Source organism: Streptomyces sp. SID12501 (genome assembly GCF_010550245.1).
In the GTDB taxonomy this organism is placed as follows: Bacteria; Actinomycetota; Actinomycetes; order Streptomycetales; family Streptomycetaceae; genus Streptomyces.
The window spans coordinates 21589-42366 of the sequence record NZ_JAAGLU010000048.1; the positions used below are offsets into that span (position 1 = coordinate 21589).

Here is a 20778-nt window from a genome sequence, read left to right on the forward strand (position 1 = left end):
CCGGACGACCGACCGGGCCGGCCTGGCACACCGCGTGAGGGATGATGGGGATGGAATGACGGAACGTGAGGTCAGGAGCTTCCATGGCGAATCGGGTTCACCGGCCCCGTGAGGACGCGGAGTTCAATTTCGTCCTCGGGATGAGCGGAGTTCCGGTCCTCGCATACTTCACCGGGACATGGCCCAAGGCGATCGAGCCCTGCCGGGTGATGGACCTCGTCGTGGGTGGCATCGCCGACGACTACACGGGCCGCCTGACGGCCGTCCGCGCCGACATCACGCGTTGTCCGGCTGCGACCGAGCGATACGGGATCACCGGAGCCCCGTCCTACGTCCTGCTGAAGGAGGGAGAGGCGGTGGCACACGGCACGGGGCCCATGACCATCACCGAGGTACGGAAGTTCCTGGACGGCCACCTCTGAGCGGCCGCTGCGGCACGTGGCCGCGACGTCTGTCACGTCTCGTCCATGGGAGCTGCGCCGTCTGAGACACCTTGGGGCTGAGACACCCCCACAGGTCACATGATCCCGTCCAGCGCTGTCGCGTCCGGCAGCTCGCGGCCCGGCCCCCACCACGGGGAAGGGCGGCCCCATCTCGAGCGCAGTACCACCTGCCCCGCGTCGACGGAGACCAGCGCACTGAACCTGCCATGACGTCGGCTGTCCCGTCCATCCTGGCAGCAGAGTCGGGTCGGGCACCGGGGTGGCGAGTATCGGTTGCGGCAGCGTCCACGTCACAGCCCATGCCTTCCACCCAGCTGGTGCGTCCGCAAACCGAGTGGTGCACGTGCCCGACCACAGACTCGACGACCGCCTGGGCACCGCCGGACATCTGCCCCGACAATGGCAGGTCAGCGGCCCCGGCTCGCCGAGGCCGGCCTGTTGTGGGCCGGACGGCGAGCACCGGGCCAATCCGGAGCTCGTGGGCCGGCGTTCACCGCGGGGTGGGGCTTGTCGTCTTCGGGATCGCCGGTTCGGGCGTCCTGGCCGTGCCCCGTCCGTGTTTCACGGAGACGAGGGCGAGGAGCAGGGCCGCGCCGGTCAGCGCCGCGCCGGCTGCGGCGACGGACGGCAGAGCGTGGCCGTGCGCCAGGAGGAAGCCGCCGAGCCAGCTGCCGAGCGCGATGCCTACGCAGAAGGCGGAGTTGTTGATGGTGAGGGCCATGGTGGGTGATGCCGTGCCCGCGGCGGTCACGATCTGGGTGTTGAGGGCGGGGATCGTGGCGAAGTAGGCGGCTCCGAGCAGGCAGAACAGTCCGGCCACGATGCCTTGGCCACCGACCGGCAGGGACAGGAGCATCAGGGTGGCTGTGGCCGTGCCCAGGGTGACGAGTACGGCGGCTCGGGGGGAGTGGTCGGCTGCGCGTCCGCCGACCGTGTTGCCGAGGATGCCGCCGGCGCCGTAGAGGAGGAGCAGGACGGTGACGGTCTGCGGGCCGAATCCGGCGGACTGTGTGAGGTAGGGGGAGGCGTAGGTGTAGAGGGCGAACACCCCTCCCGTGCCGAGCACGATCACCAGGGCGACGAGCAACATCGGCCCGGGAAGGGCCCGTTTGCGTTGGACGGTGTCGGTCGTACCGCCGGACGCGGCGGCCGTCGGCAGCGGGTCGGGGACCGTGCACCGCATGAGCAGCGCTCCGGCGGCCAGGCTCAGCGCGGCGAGCGCCCAGAAAGTCGCGCGCCAGCCGAAGGCGTTTCCGATCAGGGTGCCGGCCGGCACACCGGCCACGCTGGACAGCCCGATGCCGAGGGTGACCTTCGCTCCCCAGGCGGCCCTGCGGTCCGCGGGTGCCATGTCGCGTGCCGCCGCGACGAAGGCGGCGATGAGTGTGGAGTGGACCAGCGCGCTCACCACCCGTCCGGCGATCAGCCAGCCGAAGCCGGGCGAGAGTGCGGCGAGTACGTTGCCGAGGACGAACACGCCCATCATGCAGGGCATCAGAACGCTCTGGCGGAGCCGGACGGTGGCCGCGGTGACGAACGGTCCGAGCAGGACCACCGCGACGGCGTACACACTGATCAGCATGCCGACGGCGCTGAGTGAGACGCCGACGTCCGTGGCTATCGCCGGGAGGATGCCGGCGATGACGCTCTCTGCGGTACCGATACAGAAGGTGCAGAGCATCATCGCGACGACGGGAAGCGGCATGAGGGTCTTCTCCTTGTCGGTGCTCTCCTCGTCGGCCGTGTCCGGCAAGAACAGACACGGCTTCCCCTGCCGGGGTCGCCGTGTCTGTGCCTGGTACGTAGGTGCCGTGCCGCGGGGAGCACGCGTGCTGGACGCGAGGGGTCAGGTCGAGCCGACGGTGACGGGCCGGTCGCTGTCGTCACGCGGCGACGGGACGGCGGCACCCGGTGCCGGGATCGTCCGCCGGGCCCGGCGTGCTCGGGCCCGGACCGCCGGCCGTTCCACGCCGATGTACAGCAGCCAGGCCAGCAGCAGGCTGACCGCCGCGACGAGCGCGGCGACGCCGACGGCCTCGGCGAGCGAGTCCTGCGCCCGGAAGCCGAAGCGTTCCTGCGTGACGGAGAGCAGGATCTGGTGAACCAGGTAGAAGGCGAAGGACACCTCGCCCAGCCAGATCCATACGCGTCCGCTCACCGCGGTGCCGCGGCCCTGCGCGTCCCGTGCCGCCGCGGCGGAGACGAGCAGGGCGAAGGGGGCCACGACGACGGCGTTCAGGGAGAAGAGGAAGGGGACGTAGAGGCTCACCACGTACGCCGCCACCGTGAGGGCCAGGGCGGGCAGTACTCCGAGGCCGATCCACCGGCCGGACAGTACGATCCGGGCCATCAGGATGCCGAGCAGGAAGTCGAGCACCCGGACGGGCGGAAAAATGTAGACGAGCCACATCTGGGTGATCGAGTGCCCGTACAGCGGCGAGTTGGCGTGATTGGGGCCGAACGTCTCGCCGGTCGGCAGTAGTTCGACGACCAGGGGCAGCAGCACGATGGCCGCGGCGGTTCCGGCCGCCCACCACCACAGCCGGTCGGCACGAATCCGGCGCACACCCCGGTACAGGGCGGGGAACAGCAGGTAGAAGACGAGTTCGCAGGAGAGCGACCAACTGGGGTTGTTGATGCTGAAGAACACGTAGTCGTGCGGTATCCACGCTTGCAGGAGCAGGAAGTTGGGGATGCCGCTCCCCCAGGTGGCCGACACGTAGGCGTACGAGGCCAGGGCGAGGAAGAAGGTGACGACGTGGTTGGGGTAGATCTTGACCAGTCGGCGGCCCCAGAACGCACGGGTGGTGTCGTTGTCCCGGGCGGACCAGGTCAGGACGAAGCCGCTGAGGATGAAGAAGAAGGTGACGCCCGCCCACCCGCCGTTCTTCATGGCGGAGGCGAACGGGCCGTGGCCCTCGCCCGTCGTGGAGTAGGCCTCGAGCAGCGACAGGTGGAACAGGAAGACGAGGAAGGCGGCGAAGAACCGCATCCCGGTCAGTGAGGGGAGCCGGGACGCGCGCCCGGGTGCGGCGGATTCAGCGGACACGATGTTCACCTCGGGGTGTGGGAGTGTCTGGGCGAAGCGGAGCGGACGGGACGGGGTCACGCGGGCCGCACCGACTGGGCGTGCCGGAAGAACCCGTTGGGGTCCCAGGTGGCCTTGGCCTTCTGGAGGCGTCGGTAGCCGTTCTTGTAGTAGAGGTCGTGCCACGGCACGCCCGAGGTGTTCCACCGGGGGTCGCCGAGGTCGGTGTCGGCGTAGTTGATGAAGCAGCCGTCGTTGGTCTCGTTCGGCACCGGCACGCCGCCGGTGGCGGCGAACATGTCGCGGTAGCACTCCCGGACCCAGGCGATGTTGGCCTGGTCGTCCGCCGCGTCGTTCCACAGCGAGACGACCTGGTACTTGAGGACGGAGTCCCGCTGCGGCACCGCGGTGTCACCGGGGGCGACCAGGTTCACCTTGCCGCCGTACGAGGCGATCATGAGAAGCGCGCTCGGGTTGTGGAAGTCGTCGCGGGTCAGGTGCCGATAGGCGGCGGCGATCTGGGCGTCGGTGTAGTTGCGCCGGGCGTAGACGGACTTGCCCTTGAACCTGATCGTGGGGTCCGGGCCGGTGAACCCGGGCCACTGGGTGGCGTGCAGCCACGGGACCCGCCGGTACTGGCGGACCTGGGGTGTGACGCCCACCCCTGCGCCGACCTCGGACATGTAGTTCCGCAGCAGGCGTTCGGCGCCGGGGATGCCGGCGTCGACCAGCGAGTCGAGCACGATCGCGCCCGCCGACTTGTGGAAGGGCTTGAGCTGGCTGAACAACGCTGTGTACGGGGAGTCCGGGGCACTGTTGCGGGCGTGCCAGTCGCCGTGGTTCCACAGGAGCCGGGTGAAGCGGGCCTCGGTCAACTGCTCCCACGGCCAGGCCACCTCGCTCAGCCACACCTCGCGCGGGGGCGTGGGCAGTTGGGTGGTCGGATCGCTGCCCGTGGCATCGGGGGAGCGCAGCCAGTAGCGCGTCACCACACCGAAGTTGCCGCCACCGCCTCCCGTGTGCGCCCACCACAGCTCCCGGTTGGGGTCGTCGGGGTCACGCGTCGCGGTGACCGCGCGGGCAGTGCCGTCCGCCTGGACGACGACGATCTCGATGCCGTACAGGTGGTCGACGGCGAGCCCGTCGCGTCGGCTCATGGAGCCGTAGCCGCCGCCCTGGATGTGGCCTCCGGCCGCGACGGTGGGGCAGTTGCCGGCCGGGAGGTAGACACCCCAGCCCTTGTAGAGGCGGTCGTAGACCCGGCCGAGGGCTGCGCCGGGCCGGACGCTGAAGGCTCGGCGGCTCTCGTCGTAGGAGATGTCGTCCATGCGCGACAGGTCCAGGACGACCGCGATGTCCTGGCTGGTGGTGAAGTCCTCGTAGCAGTGGCCGCTGCTGCGCACGGCCAGGCGTCTGCCGGAGTCGACCGCCTGTTGCACGGCCCGGACGACGTCGGCCGTGGAGGCGGCGAGGACGATCTGCTCGGGGCTGCCGACCCACCGCTGATTGGTGCCGCGCCGCAGGTCGGCGTAGCGCTGGTCCTCCGGGCGCACCGTGACCGGAGGGCCGGCCGGGGCCGGGGCGGCGGAATCCCTGTCCGGCACGGCCGCAGCCGCGGGCCGCAGGCCGGCCGCGGTTGCCGCGAGGGCGCCGCCCGCCGCGGCCGTGCCGGACAGGAACGTCCGGCGGTGCACGCGATCAGGGCGCACGGCGGGAGTCGGTGCGGCTGAGGTGTCTGAGCGAAGTGGGGCAGGAGAAGGCATGGGTGAGTCCTTGGAGTGACGGAGAAGGTGACAGCCGCACGCGTTGGCGGCGTGAGCGCGTGAAAGGTGCCGCTACGGCGTCGACGCGCCGCGCGGGGTGTGTCCGAGGGCCTGGCCCGCCGGGTCAGTCGAGCGCGTCGAGGCGAATGCCGAACCAATCGAGGATGCCGGCCACACGGCGGGCCTCCACCAGGTCGACCGAGGTCGGTCCGGTGACGACGGTGTGCCGTGTGAACGTCCGCAGTGCGTCGGGCGCCAGCGCCACGGCCGTCCCGGGAAACAGACACTTCGCTGCGTACTCGGCTCCCCGGTCGGGACCTGCGCCGAAGTGGGTGGTCCACAACAGATACGGCGCAGGGATTCCGCCGGCCATGGCCCGGAGCCAGTCCGGGGAACGCAGATCGTGCCGCAGCGCGTCGTACAGCAGGTGGGCTCCGGCGACCCCGGCGCAGGACCGCATGGCTTTGGCCTCGCAGCCGCCGGTCAGGTCGAGGCGTGCGTTGACCAGGGCGTCGACGGCCTGGACGGGGTACTCGATGGCGGGCGGGCGCGCTGCGGGCGAAGCCGTGGTGCTGGAGAGCAGCCCGCGCATCAGACGCCGGTAGCCGGCGAGCGAGTGGACAGGTCCGACGACGACCGTGCCGTTCACGGACGAGCGTTCGGTCGACGCGGTCCCGGAGGCCGGCGGCAGTACGTCGTGGACTGTGTACGCCGCCTCGGCGCGGGCCGCTTCCGCCGTCTCCTCCGAAGCGCGCCGACAGTCGAGCCAGAGTGCCACGTGCGCCTTCGCACCACGCGGTGGTCCGGGCGGGCGGTCGGACAAGACGTCGAGCGTGTTCATGGTGGTTCCCCCTGAGTGATGGACAGTTGTGGAAGCGCCCCGTCGGCCGAAGGATCGGGACGACCGTTGACGGAACGTTTCACCGGCGAGCCCCGACCGCGGGCGGGCTCCTTCGCTCAGGGGCGGTCGTGCCAGCGCAGGTCGCCGGGCGTGGCACGGCGGGCCGAGGTCTGCGTCTCGTACGGCAGCGACCCGTCCGGCATGTTGATGATCTCCATCTGGATGCCGATCGGGGTGCTGAAGTAGAGCCAGCGATCGCCGGCGATCGGGCCTTCGGTGATGGTCTCCGGCTCGTCCATCAGCACCACACCGCTCTGCTCGCGCAGGTAGGCAGCGGCAGCGTCCACGTCGTCCACGAAGAAGGCCAGGTGGTGGCCGCCGATGTCGCTGTTACGCGGAGGGCGGGAGCGCAGGGCGCCCGTTCCGCTCTGGATCAGTTCACAGTTGGCGGTCGGGCCGGTGCGCAGCAGCACTCGCCGTGACTGCTCGGCTCCGGGCGGCCAGTGACCGTCCGGCCCGTCCGCCGCATCCTGCGAGCTGTCCAACGGTTCCGCGCCGAGCACGTCGGTGAAGAAGGCCGTGGCGGCGTCGAGGTCGCCGACTGTGTAGCTCACGTGATCCACACCCAGGAGACCCAGTGCTCGCTGCACGCCGTTCGTGTACGGCACGGCCGCGGGCATGAAGCTCCGGCCGGTTCGCAGTCCTTGGCCGCGCAGGGAGAACAGCGTCCCCCAGGGCGTCAGGAACCAGCGGCGACGCTCGGCGAAGGCGCTGTCCGACGGCCCGAGACGGACGGTGCCCGCCCGGCGCAGATGCTCCTCGGCGGCGTCCGGGTCCGCCACGGTCAGGGCCAGATGATGGCCGCCGACGTCGTTCGGGCCGGGCGGGGAGGCGAGTTGGTCCGGGGCGGTGTACTGGAAGAGTTCCAGATTGGTGTGGGGGCCGAGCCTGATCAGGGCGATCTGAGCACTGGCCCGGGGGTGCACGCCCAGCTTCCTCGTCATCCAGTCGCCCGAGGAGTCCTCGACCGGTCCCTCGCGGTAGCAGAGTTCGCCCCCGAGCACGCCGGTGAAGAAGGCAATGGCCTCGTCGAGGTGCGGCACCGTGAAGGCGTGGTGGTCCACGGCTCGCGCGGTGGGCAGACCGGAGAGCAATGGAGTGGACGAGGCCGTGGCGGTGTTGAGCATGGTTCCCCCTTGGATAGTGCGCAGAGTGCGGGACGCCGCACGGCACACGAATGCTCCGACTCCGGCCGCCTGCTCACGGTCAGGGGCCGGCCGAGGGCGACAGTAGGACAATATCGATGCGTGCGCAAGGATCTCGGGATGCGAGTGCAGTACCCACCGGGGCTCCACGCCGTGCCTGAACAGGCATTTCTCACCGCTACGGCCAATCGACAAACAGTCACCACTTCAAGATCGAAGGGACCTCCATGTGTAGGCATGTAAAAGCCCGGTCACCCAAGGGTTCTCTTGGTTGCCGCCGCCTCGTACTCTGGGTTATGGCCTGGCCGTCCCGGTTTCCGCGGGACCGAGCCTGCCGCTCACTGTGTCCCAAGGTCCCTTCGGCGGGGGGCGGAACCCTCGGGCACCCTGGAGAAGGTGACATCATGCGAACGCGCAAGGAAGACAGCGTCGAACTATGGAGCCAGCTGTCCGTTCTCGTCGCGGAGGTCGGGACAACGCTGGACAGGAGACTCTCCGAGGACTTCGACCTGGGCCTCACCGACTTCCTCGCCCTGCGGGCTCTGTGCAACGGCGACCCGGCGGGCATCCGGATGAACGAACTCGCACAGCTCCTCGGCCTCAACCAGTCGTCGGCCACTCGCGCGGCCCAGCGGCTGGAGACCCAGGGGCTTGCCGAGAAGGCGGCCCACGCCGGTGACCGCAGAGGTGTGGTGGTGCGCGTCACTGAAGCCGGCCGGTCGGTGGTCGCGGACATCGGCAACCTCTTCCGCCGCGAAGTCGGCCTGGCGCTGGAGGTCGCCTCCGTGGACAGCCGGACCAGCTCGGTCGTCGCCAGACTGCGGTACGCGCCGACCCTCGACCAGTGACGCGCCCGGCCCCACCCCCCCGTCTCGAACGAACGGGGGGCTTTTTCATGCCCCTGCCCATCCGGCGCGCCGACTGGGCAACCCCTCCAGCTCCTTGCGGAAGCAAGGATTGCCCGAGCCGTTTCAGCCATCCCGCCACACTTCGATCGCGGAATACATCTCTGTACGACATCTTTTGCCCCTTCTAGTTGATCTCTTCTCGGCCGTCCGCCACCGCTGCACCTCCAGTTATTCCTTGCGTGCGCAACGAATCGTGTGTCAGGGTCTTGTTGGCGACGGGGGCAGGCCACGGTGAAGTGGCCAGATCCTGCGCAGGCGGCCCGGAGGGCCTTGCCGCGCGGACACTCAAGCGAGCTGCCCCGACCGAATTCGCGACGGACCCGAACCGAGACTCTTCGTCGGAGGCGGAACCCCTATGCAGCAGGAAACCCAGACCACCCGGAACAATGACGGTCTCTTTGCCGTGGGCAGCCCGGTCACCCACTGGTCGGTGCAGACCAGCAACCCGGTCCAGTACGAGATACGTGCCTGCGAGAACCTGCTCGATCCCGAGAACTCCACGATCCTGGAGGACGCCTCGGGGAGCGGCGGCCAGCGTCGTTTCATCGTCACCGACGGTGTGGTCGACTCCCTCTACGGCGAGCGTATCCGCGCCTACTTCGAGCACCACGGCGTGGACCACCGTGTGCTGGTCCTGGAGGACGGCGAGACGCACAAGTCGATGAACGCGGTGCTGCGGGTCGCCGAGGCCCTCGACGCCTTCGGTATCGACCGCAGACGGGAACCCGTCATCGCCATCGGCGGCGGCGTCCTCATGGACATCGTCGGCTTCGCCGCCAGCCTCTACCGGCGTTCGACCCCGTTCATCCGTATCCCCACCACGCTGATCGGGCTGGTGGACGCGGGAGTCGGGGCGAAGACCGGGGTCAACCACAACGGGCACAAGAACCGCCTCGGCACCTACTTCCCGGCGGACCGCACGCTGCTGGACCGGTCGTTCCTGGCCACTCTCGACGAACGGCACATCAGCAACGGACTGGCGGAGATCCTCAAGATCGCCCTGATCAAGGACGCCCGCCTGTTCGACCTGTTGGAGCAGCACGGCGCCGGCCTGCTGCGCGCCAGGCTCCAGAGCCCGGCGCGCATCGGGCTCACGCCGGCCGATGTCCCGGTGGATCAGCGGCTCGCGGCCCATGGACTGCACCTCGACCCCGCGACCGAGGTGGTCGAGCGGGCCATCCAGGGGATGTTGGAGGAACTCCAGCCCAACCTCTGGGAGAAGGTGCTGGAGCGGGTGGTCGACTACGGCCACACCTTCAGCCCGACCATCGAGATGCACGCCCTGCCGGCACTGCTGCACGGCGAGGCCGTGGCTGTCGACATGGCGCTCACCACCGTCATGGCCGAGCGCCGCGGACTCGTCAGCGCCTATCAGCGTGACCGCGTCCTCAATGTGATGGCGCGCCTCGGTCTGCCCGCGTGGCACCCCCTGTGCACGCCGGAGGTGCTCGGGGAGGCGTTGCGCGACACCGTGCGCCACCGTGACGGCAGACAGCGGCTTCCTCTGCCGGTCGGCATCGGAAGCGCGGTCTTCGTCAACGACGTGACCGAGACCGAACTCGGCACGGCGGCCGAGGCACTCGGACTGCTCATGACGGGGGTCTCCCAGTGACCGTCACCGCCGCTTCTCACCCCGGGACGGTCACCGTCCCGGCGGCGGGCGGCAGCCCGCGCGGCTTCCGCTCGATCGGAACCACGACAGGTGCGGCGACGGTCCATGGCGTCCACGGAGCAGCGGGGCGCACGCGCTGGAAGTGCTTCGCCGGCCGCCGCCAGCTCGACTCCGCCACCGAGGCCGTCGAGTGGGCCTCCATCCCGCCGGGCGGCCTCAGCGGAGAGCACCACCACACCCGCACCGAGGAGATCTACCTCGTCCTGCACGGCCACGGAGAGTTCCTCTTCAACGGCGCTCCCCACCGCGTCGGTCCGGGCTCACTCGCGCTGACGGCTCCCGGCAACGTGCACGGGCTGCGCAACACCGGACCCTCCGACCTCGACTGGTGGGTCATCGAAACGCTCGCACCCGGCACCGACGCTGTCCTGTCCGGAGCCGTTCTCAGCCACCCGGGAGTTCCCCCTATGGGCGACGTAGTCATCCACGACCTGTTCGCGGAGCGGACCGTCTCCACCGACGGTGTCTTCTCCGGCCCGTTGCGACGGGTGGAGACCGTTGAACTCGACGCGGGCGGGCAAACCGAGCTGGGCGCGCCCGACGCCGAGCTCGCCGTGTTCGTGCACAGCGGTACGGGCCGGGCCACTGCCGACGGCGTCACGGCCGCCTTGTCTCCGGACACCTGCGTCACCCTGAGCGCGGGTACGTCCACCGGGTTCGAGGCGGCCACTCCGCTGCGGCTGCTGATCGTGACACTGGCTCTGCCGCGCCACCCCGTGGAGGCGCTGTGATCATCTCGACGACCGCCGAGGCGGTGCAGGCCGCCGCGACCACCGCGGCCCCCGACGCCGACGCGACAGCCGCGTGGGTGTGTCTGGTGCGCCGGGGGATGCTGCACAGCGAATGCGAAGCGGTGGAGCACTGGACGCTTCCCCGGGGCGCGGTCCTCACGACGACCCCTCAGCACGGCGTGGAGGAGGTACTGCTCGTTCTGGAGGGTGAGCCACTCCTGGTCACGGCTTCCGGCGAACGTGTCCTGCGAGCGGGACAACTGGCACTTGTTCCCCACGGCTGTCGGGCACGGCTCCTGACGGACCGGGGCCCAGCGCGGCTGATCACCGTACGCACGCTGGTGGCCTCCGTCTCCGAGGGGCTTCCGCCCCGGGTGCCCGAGCTGGTCCCGTCCTGAGAGGGAACGCAACCCGAAAGACCGAGGACATCGAAGCCGTGACCGAGCCGCACGAAATTGCAGGGCATGCCGACCATCCCGAGCACATCTCCCGGCTGTGGACCCGGGTCGTGCCCATGTTCTCCCTGCTCCAGACGCGGCTCGACCGCGTTCTGACGAGCCGTCACGGCATCGGCGCGGGACCGCTGATGGCCCTGGGCGTGCTGGTGCGTGAGCGGCCGGAGTCCGTGACCGTGGGCGGCGTCGCCCGGCAACTGGGGGTGAGCGACTCGACCGCGAGCCGGATACTCAACCAGTTGGAACGATCGGGCTGGACCGTCAGGGTCGCCTGGCCCTGTGATCAGCGGGCCACTCGCATCGCGGTCACGGACGCCGGCCTGGAAGTATGGAACGGGGCCAGCCGGACGCTCGACCGTGAACTGGACCTGGCCTTCGAGAAGTTGAGGTTTGACGAGAAGTACACGCACGTAGTGGCGCGGCTGTGCCGCACAGGGGAGGACCCGCCCGCCCGCTGACCGGTGGGTGGGTGTCCGGCGTTTCAGGAGACCGGTTCGGGCCAGGCCGCCATGGCGTACTCGGCCACCCTCCGCAGTTCCTGCACGGTCGCGCCGTCCCGCGCCTGCTGTGACATGCCCTGGACGACCGCGGCGAAGTAGACGGCCAAGGCCCGGGTGTCGGTCCCCTCGGGGAGCGTCCCCCGGGCCTTCGCGTCGGTCAGCCTCTTCTCGAAGGAACGGACGTTCGCCGCCCTGCGGGCGCGCATGTCCTCCTCGACGTCCGCGGTCCCCGGGGAGTAGTTGATCGCCGCGCTGATGACGAGGCAGCCGGCCGGGTGATCGGGGTCGGTGTACGACACCGCGGCGTCGTCCAGCATCCTTGCGAAACCCGTCCGCGCGTCGCTCTCCTGGTCGAGCGCGTTCTCCATGAACGCGCCGAAGGTGTCGCCGTAGCGCTCGACGACCTCCGTGAAGAGGGCGCGCTTGTCGCCGAAGGCCGCGTACAGGCTCGGCGGCGAGACCCCCATGGCGGCGGTCAGATCGGCGATGGACGTGCCCTCGTAGCCATGCTGCCAGAACAGCAGCGTGGCCTGTACGAGCGCGACCTCACGGTCGAAACTCCGCGGCCTGCCGCGCTTGGTCGTCGTCATGGCACAGATTTTACAGCGATCGCTAGGAAATTCAGGTACGCTATTTCCGTAGTCATCGCTACAGAACGTGGACGCGAAAGGGAGCCCATGGGCGCGCTCGCAGGAAAGACAGCACTGGTGACCGGCGGAAGCCGCGGGATCGGACGGGCGATCGCCGAACGACTCGGCAGCGACGGGGCATTGGTGGCCGTGCACTACGGGCGCAACGGCGCCGCCGCCGACGAGGTCGTGGAAACCATCCGGGCCAAGGGCGGGGCCGCCTTCATGGTCCACTCCGAACTGGGCAGGGCCAGGGACGTGGAAACCCTCTGGGAGAGCTATGACCGCCAGGTCCTGGAGCACTCCGGCAGCACCGACCTCGACATCCTGGTCAACAACGCCGGCATCACCCCGCGCGGCGAGATCGAGGAAACCACGGCCGAGGCGTTCGACGAGGCCGTCGCCGTCAACATGCGTGCGCCCTTCTTCGTCACACAGCACGGGCTCAAGCGCCTGCGGGACGGCGGACGGATCATCAACACCTCGTCGGGTGCCACCCGGATCGCGCTCACCGACATCATCGCGTACGCCATGACCAAGGGAGCCGTCGACGCCTTCACCTTCACCCTCGCCAAGGCGCTCGGCACACGCGGCATCACGGTCAACTCGGTGGCCCCCGGCATCATCGACACCGACATCAACGCCTCCTGGCTGCGCGGCAACGCGGCAGCCGAGGAGTCCGCAGCCGCACTCTCGGCCCTCGGCCGGGTGGGGCGCCCCGAGGACGTCGCCGACATCGTCGCCTTCCTCGCCTCCGACGACGCCCGCTGGGTGACCGGACAGAACATCGACGCCACCGGCGGCTCCCAGCTCTGACCGCCGGACCGGCCGTCCCGGACGGGACCGAGGCCACGCACGGGTGTCAACGGGGACACCGCGATTACACGCACACCAGACACTCTGCTGCCGGAGGCCCCATGCACGTCGTCATCGCCTGGTGGGACAAGCGACGCACCGTCGAAGTCCGCACCCTCCAGCCACACCCGTCCGGAACGTCCGACGCCCGTTCGATGGGCCCCGCATCCCACGCCGGAGAATTCCCCGGGCTGCGGGCCAGCCAGTGGATCACAGACTCGGTGGCAGACCTCCAGGGGCTCGCCCTGATCTGGGATTCGGAGGCCAGCGCCGACCTCTGCCTGCCGACCATCTCCCAGCGGATGTTCGGCTGCGCCCCTTCCCACCGCTGGGGGTTCGAATTCGACAACACGACGCCCCCGCACGGAGACGGCAGAGGACTGCCGACCGAACTGGACCTCCTGCTCCACGCCTGAAGCGCGGGTCTGTCCGGGCCGAAGACCGTACAGGCCCGCAATCGCCTGGAGAAGGCTCCGGCAGGGCGGCGACCTGTGCGGTCAACGTCCATTCATCGGAGGGTTTGGATGGTCGCTGCCGCCAAGCCGCCAAGCCGGCGAGGGCGGCGACGGTGGCTGCGGCAAGCAGTCACCGGATCGATTGGGCATGAAAGCGGGTGTCACGCCCGGCCCTTGCGCGTTCGGTCACGTAGTCCAGGAGTCCGCGGAGCGTTTCAGCATCGAGTTCCTTGCCCGCTCCATCCTGAGTGGGCTCGGGGTCGCTGAGCGATGCCGTGTTGTGCGCACCGGCGGTTGGTTCAGGGCAGGGTCTGTACCCCGTGGCCGGCGTCGTGGAAAGCGCGCGTGCAGGGTGAAGGAGCATTGGGCGCGGCTCGTTTCGAGTGAGGTGCTGATCAGGCGCTGAGGGTGGATTCGCCCTAGCCGGCTGGTCGGTAGAGGCGTTCGTGTTCGTGGGCGGCGTGGTAGCGCCAGTAGGCGTCGAAGTCGCAGTTGCTGCGCAGGGCCCGGAGTCTGAGGACGGCTTCGGCACCGTCGAGGCCCCAGCGGGCGCCGGAGATGTCGAGTCGGTCGGCGATCAGATGCCGGCATGCACCTTCGATCACGCCGATTGCGATGGGCCAGCAGGCTGCGAGTGCCCGGTCGTAGCGCAGGAACTCGGCCTTGCTGGTCAGGTAGCGGACGCATGCATCGGCGCCGCGGAGCCGGTCCTCCGTCAGCCCGGCGTCGTCACTTGGTCCGCCTCGTGCGCAGCGACGGGTGTGACGCGCTCGGTCTGGGCCTGCAGGGGATCGCCCGCGCCCTGGTCTGTATCCCTCCTCACGGTCAGGTGCGGGCCTACGACCCGGCAGTGGGGGAGTACCGGGCGTACGGGCCCGCCGAGCGCCGCGCCGGCCTGGCGCAGATCGCCGCGCATCTGCCGGGGGTGGATTGCGGCAGTGCCCTGTGGCCCGGCACGGGCCTGGTGCCCGCGCTGGTCGGAGAGGTGTCCCCGTGACGTTCCGGCCGTGCACCGTCCTGGTGAGCGGCGCTGAGAATACCGACGGCCCGGCACCGAAGGTGTTGATGAGTGAGAACGCGATCGCCTCGCTGAGAGGGTCCCGGCGGAACGATCGTCGGGGAGATGCCGCGGTGGCCGGCAAGATGCCGGAGGTTGTAGGGCCTGTCCGGTGAGGCGACACCGCACCGCACCGCACCGCACCCCGCTCCGTCTGGACGGTGTGGGGCGGGGCGGGGTAGGTCTTTTGGTCCGGCTGACGAGTCCGGCTTCCCGCACGGAGCGCGATGCATGCGAAATCCTGGGTCGTCGGCCGGGTTGTCCTTTCCCAGGGGATGACCGCCGGTGGCGATGTGCTCGCGGCTCCGGGGGAGCGGCTTACTTCTGGCTGTCCTCGGCGAGGGTGTGTGCGACCAGGGCGTTTGCGTGACCGTGCCCCAGTCCGTGTTCGGTTTTGAGCCAGGAGACGAGTTCCATGTGCCGGGCCAGGGGCGAGGAACGGATGATCTCCTTCCATTCTGTTATCGGGCGGCCGTACTTTTTCTCGATCGAAGGGAAGTAGCTGGCAGGGCCTTTCACGGTGTCCGTCATGTCGGTGGTGTCCCATCTCTTGGTGCAGAACAGTCATGGGGTGTTGAGGAGCCTTGCCTGTATGACCGGAGACGGCGGACGAAGTCATCGGTCGCGCAAAGGGACCTGCGCCGCTTTCGGTCGTGTGCGGCGGTCTCGTCCTGTGTGGGGACATTCGCGGCAGCGGCTCTGTGTACCGGCTTCATCCAGGTGCAGGACCTCACCAGCGTCCGTCCGGGATCTGTCGACTGCCGGCATCGAAGCCCCCGCCGCTTCGTCACCGACGAACGCGCAGCCTGGCCGCTGGCATCAGCCGCCTCCCTGAAGGCCGTCGGCCGTGCCGAACCCACCGGCCCGGCCTGACCGTCGACTGCGCCCGCAGTCCCGGCGCGTGACCGTGCTTGATCCCTGCCTGCTGAGGTCATCGGCCGTCTGATCCAGCGGCTGCCCGTGTCCCGGGAACACTTCGAGTGCACCGTGCTGAGCGGCGCCGTCTGACGGACCGCAGCTGCCCGCCCCTGTCCCTGCCACGCCGACCGATCTCCAGCCTGCCGCGACGCCTGTACCAGGCCCGCAGACCGGCCGGGGCGTCGTGCCTCATGCACCTCACGAGACCCTCGCCCCTCTATCTGTCGCCTCGTGGCGGCGACTGCCGGAAACGACCGGATCCGTGGGGTGTTCAGCTCGATGGGTGAACCTTTCCACCAGGGAACCCTCGCTGGCCCTTGGCAGGCCTGCGCCGCAGGTGGACCCGTCTCCTGCGGCAGGCTGCAGTTGTTCGCCGGCCAGTACCACCGGCTTCTCCCGCCCCGGGAAGAACATGGCAAGGAAGGCGTGAGGGAACGTCTCATGTCCTGAACTCGCCGCAAATCAAGGGGTGTTGGCTGCGGTGGGCTGATCGGTTGTCAGTGCCGGGCTTCACCATGACTGCGACACGGGAAACCATCAGCAGTTGGAGGACCACATGCCTTTTGTCCGCCCCTACGTGCGCTCCGACGGAACGCCGGTACGCGGACACTCCCGATGGGCGCCGGGTGCGCGCCGGGAGATGACCCTCTTCGCCGCCTTCGGCCTGGCGGTGCTCGCCATCGGCAACGCCTCCACGGCAACCGAAGCCGGCGGCACATCGCCCGGGCCGTCAGCGACCTATCCGATCCTCTTCGATCACTCCACCCACAGCGCACCGAGGACAGCCGTGCCGCGTCCTGCGGTGTCGTATCCGGTCACGTTTGACATGCCCGCGCTGCGGCGGGCGGCGCCCACGCCGAGCGTGTCGTACCCGGTCGATCTTGCGGCGCTGGCCGGTGAGCGATGACCCGGCGCCGACCTGGCGCGCGGCGCCGTGACGGCGGCCGTCCGGCTCGGCGGCGTCCCGCACGGCGTCCCGGCCGTCGGCGCAGGCAGCAGCAGGAAACACAGTTCGTCGTCCTGTGCGTGGTCGTGGTGGCCGCAGTCGGCCTGGTGGTGACGGCCGTCAACTGGCTGCTCGCCCACTGGTGGCTGCTGCTCGTCGCGTCCGTCGTCGCTGTCCTGGGCGGCATCGCCTGGTGGCAGCAGCGGGCGCAACGCGAGCAGTGGAGGGAGATCCAAACCCGCGCTGTGCGCTACGGGCTGGCCCAGCTGGACGGCCTGTCCCACCTGCAGTTCGAATACGCGGTCCGGGACCTGATGCGCCGGGACGGCTGCGCCGACGCCGTTCAGGTCGGTGGCCAGGGAGACCTGGGGGCGGATGTGAAAGCGACCGATCCGCAGGGGCGGCGTTGGGTCATCCAGTGCAAGCACCGCCGCCACGGTGAGGGGGGCTCCGCCGTGGGCACCCCGGAACTGCAGGTGCTAAACGGAACGGGACGCCCGGTCCACCGGGCGGATGTCGTGGTGATGGTGACCAACGGCAGGATCACCCAGCCCGGCCGCATTTTCGCCCGTCAGCAACGACTGCACCTCGTCGACCGCCAACTGCTCGGTTCCTGGGCATCGGGTTCACAGCCGCTGTGGGAACTGCTCTCCGCGCTCCCCCCGCCCCGCCGACCGACCCCACTGTCCTAAGCGACTGTCTGCGAGCCCTGGCGGAGCCAGCCTCCGGGGGATGGCACGCGGACGTCCACCGTGCGACGTACCGCCTTTGTGAAGGCCGCCGGGACGGCCGGGCTGTCGCCTGCCCGGGCTGCCACCAGCTCACCAGGTGTCGGCGGTTCATGTATTTTCCCATCGGCGGCGCCAGCTTCCCCGTCCAGATGTTCGAGCCATCGCCACACCATCGTGGTCGTTTCTCCGGCGGTCGGCGGTCGGCGGTCGGCGGTCGGCGGTCGGCGGGTGGGTTGGTCAGTCCCAGTCGGATGCCGGCTGGTCGACTCGGCCGCCTCTGTGTGGTGTAGGGATGTAGTCGCGAGCGCCATCAGGCAGCGCGGCGACACACGCCGATGAGCAGGCGCTGACCAGCAGGGGCAGTACGTCAGTGGCAACGCGCAGCGAAATCCACACCTGATGGAGTCCGCCCTGCTCGACCAGGCGGTCGCAGACGCTGCAGTTGTGGTTGGCGGTGGCGTCCCAGTGCCGAGGATCCGTGGTGCCCGGATCGAGGTCCGCAGCGGAGCCCGGAGCGGGCTGAAGCCTCGGGAAGGGCGGTCGCAGCTTGTAGTTGCCGAACAGTGCGCGCGTGCTGACCGTGCTGCGGGTCAGCTTCCGGCAGCGGGTGATCTCGTAGGGCAACCAGTGCAGCCGGTAGGAGGTGTAGGGGGTGAACTCTTCCAGGCTGGCCATGGCCCCGATCTCGGGCGGGATACGGACCAGGTTGCTGCCGTAGAGCACGAGGTGCTTGACCGCCGTCAGCCTGGCGATGCTCGGCGGCAGGGTGATGACCTGACGCCGCTCTTCAGGGCTCAGATCAGGCAGGGGACGGAACTCTTCACGCCCGTCGGCGACCGCCTCGTCGACTAGGCCGTGTTTTGGAAGTCGCGGGCGGCGAGCCAGATGATGAGGTCGCTCGCGATTCGGCCGATGTCGTTCTCGGTGGTCACGTGGTGTTCGCGGCGGGTGGTGTCACGGCGGACGATCTCGTAGCCGCCTTCGTCGAGGACTGTGACGGACGCGAACCAGGCAGGGTCGTCCTGGTCTGGCTGGACGACGACGAACGTGTTGTCCGTGTCGTTGAGTTCGCTGATCAGGTCGAACAGGGCGTCTTCGGACGGGTCGTCGATGTGGTCGCCGTTTTCGCTGTCTGCGCAGTAGTACTCGGCGGCCACTGGATTTCTCCCCACGGTGCGCTGTCAGTTCGGGCGCCAGCATGGCACGGCCGGATGCACCGTCGGCGGGTCACAGCCACTGCTGGAGCGCCGCGATCTGGACCGTCGCCTCGAAACGGACGGCAAGCTTGTCGTACCGGGTGGCCACACCCCGGTGCTGTTTGAGGCGGCTGATCCCGCACTCGACCGCGTGGCGGGCCTTGTAGTCCTGGCGGTCGAAGGCGGGCGGACGGCCTCCCCCGCTGCCGCGCCGCTTACGGTTGCGGATCTGGTCGGCCGGCTCGGGGATCGTGCACCGGATGCCGCGTCGGCGCAGGTAGGCGCGGTTGGCGCGTGAGGAGTACGCCTTGTCGCCCCGTACCCGCAAAGGACGCACCCGGGGACGTCCACCGGCGGTGCGGGGCACCCGGATCGCTTCGAGGACCGGCTCGAACTGCGGGCTGTCGCCCCGCTGGCCCGCCGTGACCAGCAGCGACAGCGGCTTCTGCCCCTGCTCGCAGGCCAGATGGATCTTCGTGGAGAACCCGCCGCGTGAGCGGCCCAGCCCGTGTTCGTCCGGCTCGGTCCGTGTCCCGCCCGGCGGTTCCTTCTGCCCGGCACCGTCCCGGCGGGCACCGGCGGCATGCTGATGGGCCCGGCAGACCGTGGAGTCGACGTTCACCTCCCATACGATCAGGCCCGCAGCATCGGCCCGGGCCTGGAGGGCAGTCAGGATCCCGGCCCACACGCCCTCACGCTGCCAGCGCCTGAACAGCCCATACACGGTCTGCCAGTGCCCGTACTCGACCGGCAGATCCCGCCACGGCACACCGGTCCGCACACGCCACCGCACCCCATCGATCAACCGACGCCGATTACGAGCCGGCCGCCCCAGCCCCACAACCGGCAACAACGGCTCCAGCACCGACCACTGCTCATCCGAAAGATCCCCACGCCCCACACCTAGATCATCAAGGCATGAACCATGGTCAGGGACTCAGTTCCAAAACACGGCCTAGGTCCAGCAGGTGTTGCCAGCCCGGGGCGGAGGTGTCCTGCTGCTCGGTGTGGAATCCGACTCGGGCTCGCGGATGAGGTCTGGACTGGTCGAAGCACGAGCAGATGTCCCTGGAGGACCCTCGCCGGCCTGGGGCCGGGTCCGGCATGTCGCCCCAGCGGTTCACAAAGAGCCTCGGCTCTGCCTCGTCCGTCATGACGCCAAGATACGGAGATCGCCATGGGTCGGCGCGCTCATTACTCAGGCGAGGGAACCAGCGGCACCCATCGCCATGCTCGAAGGTTTGAGCGGGAAGTCACGCTGCTGATGGAGAATTACATGACGTTCCCCAGCAAGGACGTTGCCTTGAGGTCTGCGATGCTCTTGATGCCGCGCTCGGGCGGCGTGCCGAGGGCCGGGCGATCCCGGGTGACGGCGAAGACGACGGCTCCGTGCAGGGCGTCGATCTGCGCGGGGGTCACATCGGGTGCGATGTGGGCGTGGCAGTCGAGCGGTGGCAGTTCGTCAGGGAAGGGGGACATGGGTGGGGCCAGTTGGAGTCGCCGCGAGTGGAGCCAACTGGCGGTTCTGGCACAGATCTTGGGGAGCGGTCGCGGAGCGTCACCACAGTGTTCGATTGCAAGGGGCCGCTCTCGTGTGAGACCGCGTACGCTTCGCCGCCGGACAGTCTGTAGTGACGCTCCATCAGGTCTCTGCAGACCTCCGTGGTTGTCGACTGTGACCAGTGACGGTGCTGGTCATGCAGACCGACTCATCGTTCTGGGACTCGCTGGTGTTCGACGGGATCGACGACGCGGACATCGAGGCGGCGTCCGCCGCCTTCGGCACGGTCGACATCGTGACGAGAGGCCGGGCGGCCGGCGCGGGGTGTCCGGACTGCGGTCACTTCTCCGACCGGGTGCACGACTCCTACCAGCGCAGGTTGAAGGATCTTCCGATCGGTGGGCAGGGCGTTGTGATCCTGCTGTGGGTCCGGCGCTTCATCTGCGACGCCGCGACCTGTCCGCGCCGTACCTTCGCTGAGTCGTTCCCACAGCTGACCACCCCATACGCGCGGTTCACTACCAGGCTCAACCACACGCTGGAGCGCATCGGGCTCGCACTGGCCGGACGGGCCGGCGCCCGACTGGCTGCCCAACTATGTCTCGGCGCCGGGCGAATGACACTACTGCGCCGGATCATGGCGCTGCCGGACCCGCAGGTCACCACGCCTCGCGTGCTCGGGGTGGACGATTTCGCCACCCGCGCGGGCACTCGTACGCCACCGTGATCACGGACGGTGAACGCCACCGACCCATCGAGGTCCTGCCCGGACGCGAAGCGGCGCCCTTGGCCGCATGGCTGATGGCGCATCCGGGAGTTGAGGTGATCTGCAGGGACCGTGCCGGGGCTTACGCCGAGGGTGCCGTGCTCGGCGCCCCGGACGTCCTCCAGGTCGCTGATCGGTTTCATCTGCTCCAGAACCTCGGTCAAGCCGTCGAGAAGTG

General features: G+C 69.3%; 23 protein-coding genes and 2 pseudogenes. 13 read left to right on the forward strand and 12 right to left on the reverse strand.

Annotation, left to right across the window (positions count from 1 at the left end; translation table 11 throughout):
• Window positions 1–83 precede the first annotated feature (83 nt).
• Window positions 84–422, forward strand: a complete 339-nt coding sequence (locus tag G3I71_RS39680) for a co-chaperone YbbN (protein WP_164322831.1) — start codon at window positions 84–86, stop codon at window positions 420–422.
• A gap of 511 nt (window positions 423–933) precedes the next feature.
• Here the strand turns inward: G3I71_RS39680 and G3I71_RS39685 are convergent.
• The 5 genes from G3I71_RS39685 to G3I71_RS50510 all read right to left on the reverse strand — a co-directional run bounded on the left by G3I71_RS39685 (window position 934) and on the right by G3I71_RS50510 (window position 7262).
• Window positions 934–2196 (reverse strand): MFS transporter, encoded by a 1263-nt coding sequence (locus G3I71_RS39685; protein ID WP_164322834.1) that lies wholly within the window; start codon window positions 2194–2196, stop codon window positions 934–936.
• A gap of 93 nt (window positions 2197–2289) precedes the next feature.
• Window positions 2290–3492, reverse strand: a complete 1203-nt coding sequence (locus G3I71_RS39690; RefSeq protein WP_164322836.1) for an acyltransferase — start codon at window positions 3490–3492, stop codon at window positions 2290–2292.
• A gap of 56 nt (window positions 3493–3548) precedes the next feature.
• Window positions 3549–5165 (reverse strand): FAD-binding protein, encoded by a 1617-nt coding sequence (locus G3I71_RS39695; protein ID WP_343243211.1) that lies wholly within the window; start codon window positions 5163–5165, stop codon window positions 3549–3551.
• Between the two features lie 193 nt (window positions 5166–5358).
• On the reverse strand, window positions 5359–6075 hold the full coding sequence (locus G3I71_RS39700; RefSeq protein ID WP_164322841.1) for a hypothetical protein: 717 nt from the start codon (window positions 6073–6075) through the stop codon (window positions 5359–5361).
• A gap of 116 nt (window positions 6076–6191) precedes the next feature.
• Window positions 6192–7262 (reverse strand): VOC family protein, encoded by a 1071-nt coding sequence (locus tag G3I71_RS50510; RefSeq protein WP_203732574.1) that lies wholly within the window; start codon window positions 7260–7262, stop codon window positions 6192–6194.
• 422 nt (window positions 7263–7684) lie between these two features.
• Here G3I71_RS50510 and G3I71_RS39715 point away from each other — a divergent pair, with 422 nt between their 5' ends.
• The 5 genes from G3I71_RS39715 (at window position 7685) to G3I71_RS39735 (ending at window position 11504) form a co-directional block, all read left to right on the forward strand.
• A complete protein-coding gene (locus G3I71_RS39715; RefSeq protein ID WP_164322843.1) occupies window positions 7685–8128 on the forward strand; it encodes a MarR family winged helix-turn-helix transcriptional regulator in 444 nt (147 codons plus the stop codon).
• Window positions 8129–8543: 415 nt separating this feature from the next.
• On the forward strand, window positions 8544–9800 hold the full coding sequence (locus G3I71_RS39720) for a sedoheptulose 7-phosphate cyclase (RefSeq protein WP_164322845.1): 1257 nt from the start codon (window positions 8544–8546) through the stop codon (window positions 9798–9800).
• Window positions 9797–10591 carry a cupin domain-containing protein gene (locus G3I71_RS39725; RefSeq protein WP_164322846.1) on the forward strand — a complete coding sequence of 265 codons (795 nt, stop codon included), beginning with the start codon at window positions 9797–9799 and terminating at the stop codon, window positions 10589–10591. Before G3I71_RS39720 ends, G3I71_RS39725 begins: the two co-directional genes overlap by 4 nt.
• The gene (locus G3I71_RS39730; RefSeq protein WP_164322848.1) at window positions 10588–10989 is read left to right on the forward strand and encodes a hypothetical protein; all 402 of its coding nucleotides are present in this window, start codon (window positions 10588–10590) and stop codon (window positions 10987–10989) included. Before G3I71_RS39725 ends, G3I71_RS39730 begins: the two co-directional genes overlap by 4 nt.
• Window positions 10990–11027: 38 nt before the next feature.
• Entirely contained in the window at window positions 11028–11504 is a 477-nt protein-coding gene (locus tag G3I71_RS39735) for a MarR family transcriptional regulator (RefSeq protein WP_164322850.1), read from the forward strand.
• Window positions 11505–11527: 23 nt separating this feature from the next.
• Here G3I71_RS39735 and G3I71_RS39740 read toward each other — a convergent pair whose 3' ends face one another.
• A complete protein-coding gene (locus tag G3I71_RS39740; RefSeq protein ID WP_164322852.1) occupies window positions 11528–12136 on the reverse strand; it encodes a TetR/AcrR family transcriptional regulator in 609 nt (202 codons plus the stop codon).
• 87 nt (window positions 12137–12223) lie between these two features.
• Here G3I71_RS39740 and G3I71_RS39745 point away from each other — a divergent pair, with 87 nt between their 5' ends.
• Both G3I71_RS39745 and G3I71_RS39750 read left to right on the forward strand, forming a co-directional pair.
• The gene (locus tag G3I71_RS39745; RefSeq protein ID WP_164322854.1) at window positions 12224–12991 is read left to right on the forward strand and encodes an SDR family oxidoreductase; all 768 of its coding nucleotides are present in this window, start codon (window positions 12224–12226) and stop codon (window positions 12989–12991) included.
• A gap of 101 nt (window positions 12992–13092) precedes the next feature.
• Window positions 13093–13446: a hypothetical protein gene (locus G3I71_RS39750; RefSeq protein ID WP_164322856.1), complete on the forward strand. Its 354-nt coding sequence runs from the start codon at window positions 13093–13095 to the stop codon at window positions 13444–13446.
• A gap of 458 nt (window positions 13447–13904) precedes the next feature.
• On the opposite strand, the pseudogene G3I71_RS39755 reads toward G3I71_RS39750, so the two are convergent.
• Window positions 13905–14177 (reverse strand): annotated as a pseudogene (locus G3I71_RS39755) (ISKra4 family transposase); the annotation flags it as partial.
• A 53-nt stretch (window positions 14178–14230) separates the two neighbouring features.
• Between G3I71_RS39755 and G3I71_RS39760 the strand changes: the two are divergent.
• Complete coding sequence (locus tag G3I71_RS39760; protein ID WP_164322789.1) at window positions 14231–14482, forward strand: hypothetical protein; 252 nt, start codon at window positions 14231–14233, stop codon at window positions 14480–14482.
• Between the two features lie 378 nt (window positions 14483–14860).
• Here G3I71_RS39760 and G3I71_RS39765 read toward each other — a convergent pair whose 3' ends face one another.
• Window positions 14861–15073: a DUF4287 domain-containing protein gene (locus tag G3I71_RS39765; protein WP_164322858.1), complete on the reverse strand. Its 213-nt coding sequence runs from the start codon at window positions 15071–15073 to the stop codon at window positions 14861–14863.
• Window positions 15074–16100: 1027 nt separating this feature from the next.
• Here G3I71_RS39765 and G3I71_RS39770 point away from each other — a divergent pair.
• Together G3I71_RS39770 and G3I71_RS39775 are read left to right on the forward strand one after the other, a co-directional pair.
• Window positions 16101–16367 (forward strand): hypothetical protein, encoded by a 267-nt coding sequence (locus G3I71_RS39770; RefSeq protein WP_239149623.1) that lies wholly within the window; start codon window positions 16101–16103, stop codon window positions 16365–16367.
• Window positions 16368–16486: 119 nt separating this feature from the next.
• Window positions 16487–17098, forward strand: coding sequence for a restriction endonuclease (locus G3I71_RS39775; RefSeq protein ID WP_343243218.1), 612 nt, complete (start codon window positions 16487–16489; stop codon window positions 17096–17098).
• 276 nt (window positions 17099–17374) lie between these two features.
• On the opposite strand, the gene G3I71_RS39780 is transcribed toward G3I71_RS39775, so the two are convergent.
• The 4 genes from G3I71_RS39780 to G3I71_RS39795 form a co-directional block, all read right to left on the reverse strand.
• Window positions 17375–17860, reverse strand: a complete 486-nt coding sequence (locus G3I71_RS39780) for a hypothetical protein (protein ID WP_239149624.1) — start codon at window positions 17858–17860, stop codon at window positions 17375–17377.
• A gap of 125 nt (window positions 17861–17985) precedes the next feature.
• Window positions 17986–18294 (reverse strand): hypothetical protein, encoded by a 309-nt coding sequence (locus G3I71_RS39785; protein WP_164322861.1) that lies wholly within the window; start codon window positions 18292–18294, stop codon window positions 17986–17988.
• Window positions 18295–18364: 70 nt separating this feature from the next.
• Window positions 18365–19234 carry an IS5 family transposase gene (locus tag G3I71_RS39790; protein WP_164322863.1) on the reverse strand — a complete coding sequence of 290 codons (870 nt, stop codon included), beginning with the start codon at window positions 19232–19234 and terminating at the stop codon, window positions 18365–18367.
• 371 nt (window positions 19235–19605) lie between these two features.
• Window positions 19606–19812 carry a hypothetical protein gene (locus G3I71_RS39795; protein WP_164322865.1) on the reverse strand — a complete coding sequence of 69 codons (207 nt, stop codon included), beginning with the start codon at window positions 19810–19812 and terminating at the stop codon, window positions 19606–19608.
• 218 nt (window positions 19813–20030) lie between these two features.
• On the opposite strand from G3I71_RS39795, the gene G3I71_RS51750 reads away from it, so the two are divergent.
• Window positions 20031–20561: a transposase family protein gene (locus tag G3I71_RS51750; protein WP_239149625.1), complete on the forward strand. Its 531-nt coding sequence runs from the start codon at window positions 20031–20033 to the stop codon at window positions 20559–20561.
• Window positions 20558–20731 (forward strand): annotated as a pseudogene (locus tag G3I71_RS51755) (ISL3 family transposase); the annotation flags it as partial. The gene G3I71_RS51750 and the pseudogene G3I71_RS51755, both read left to right, overlap by 4 nt.
• Window positions 20732–20778 lie beyond the last annotated feature (47 nt).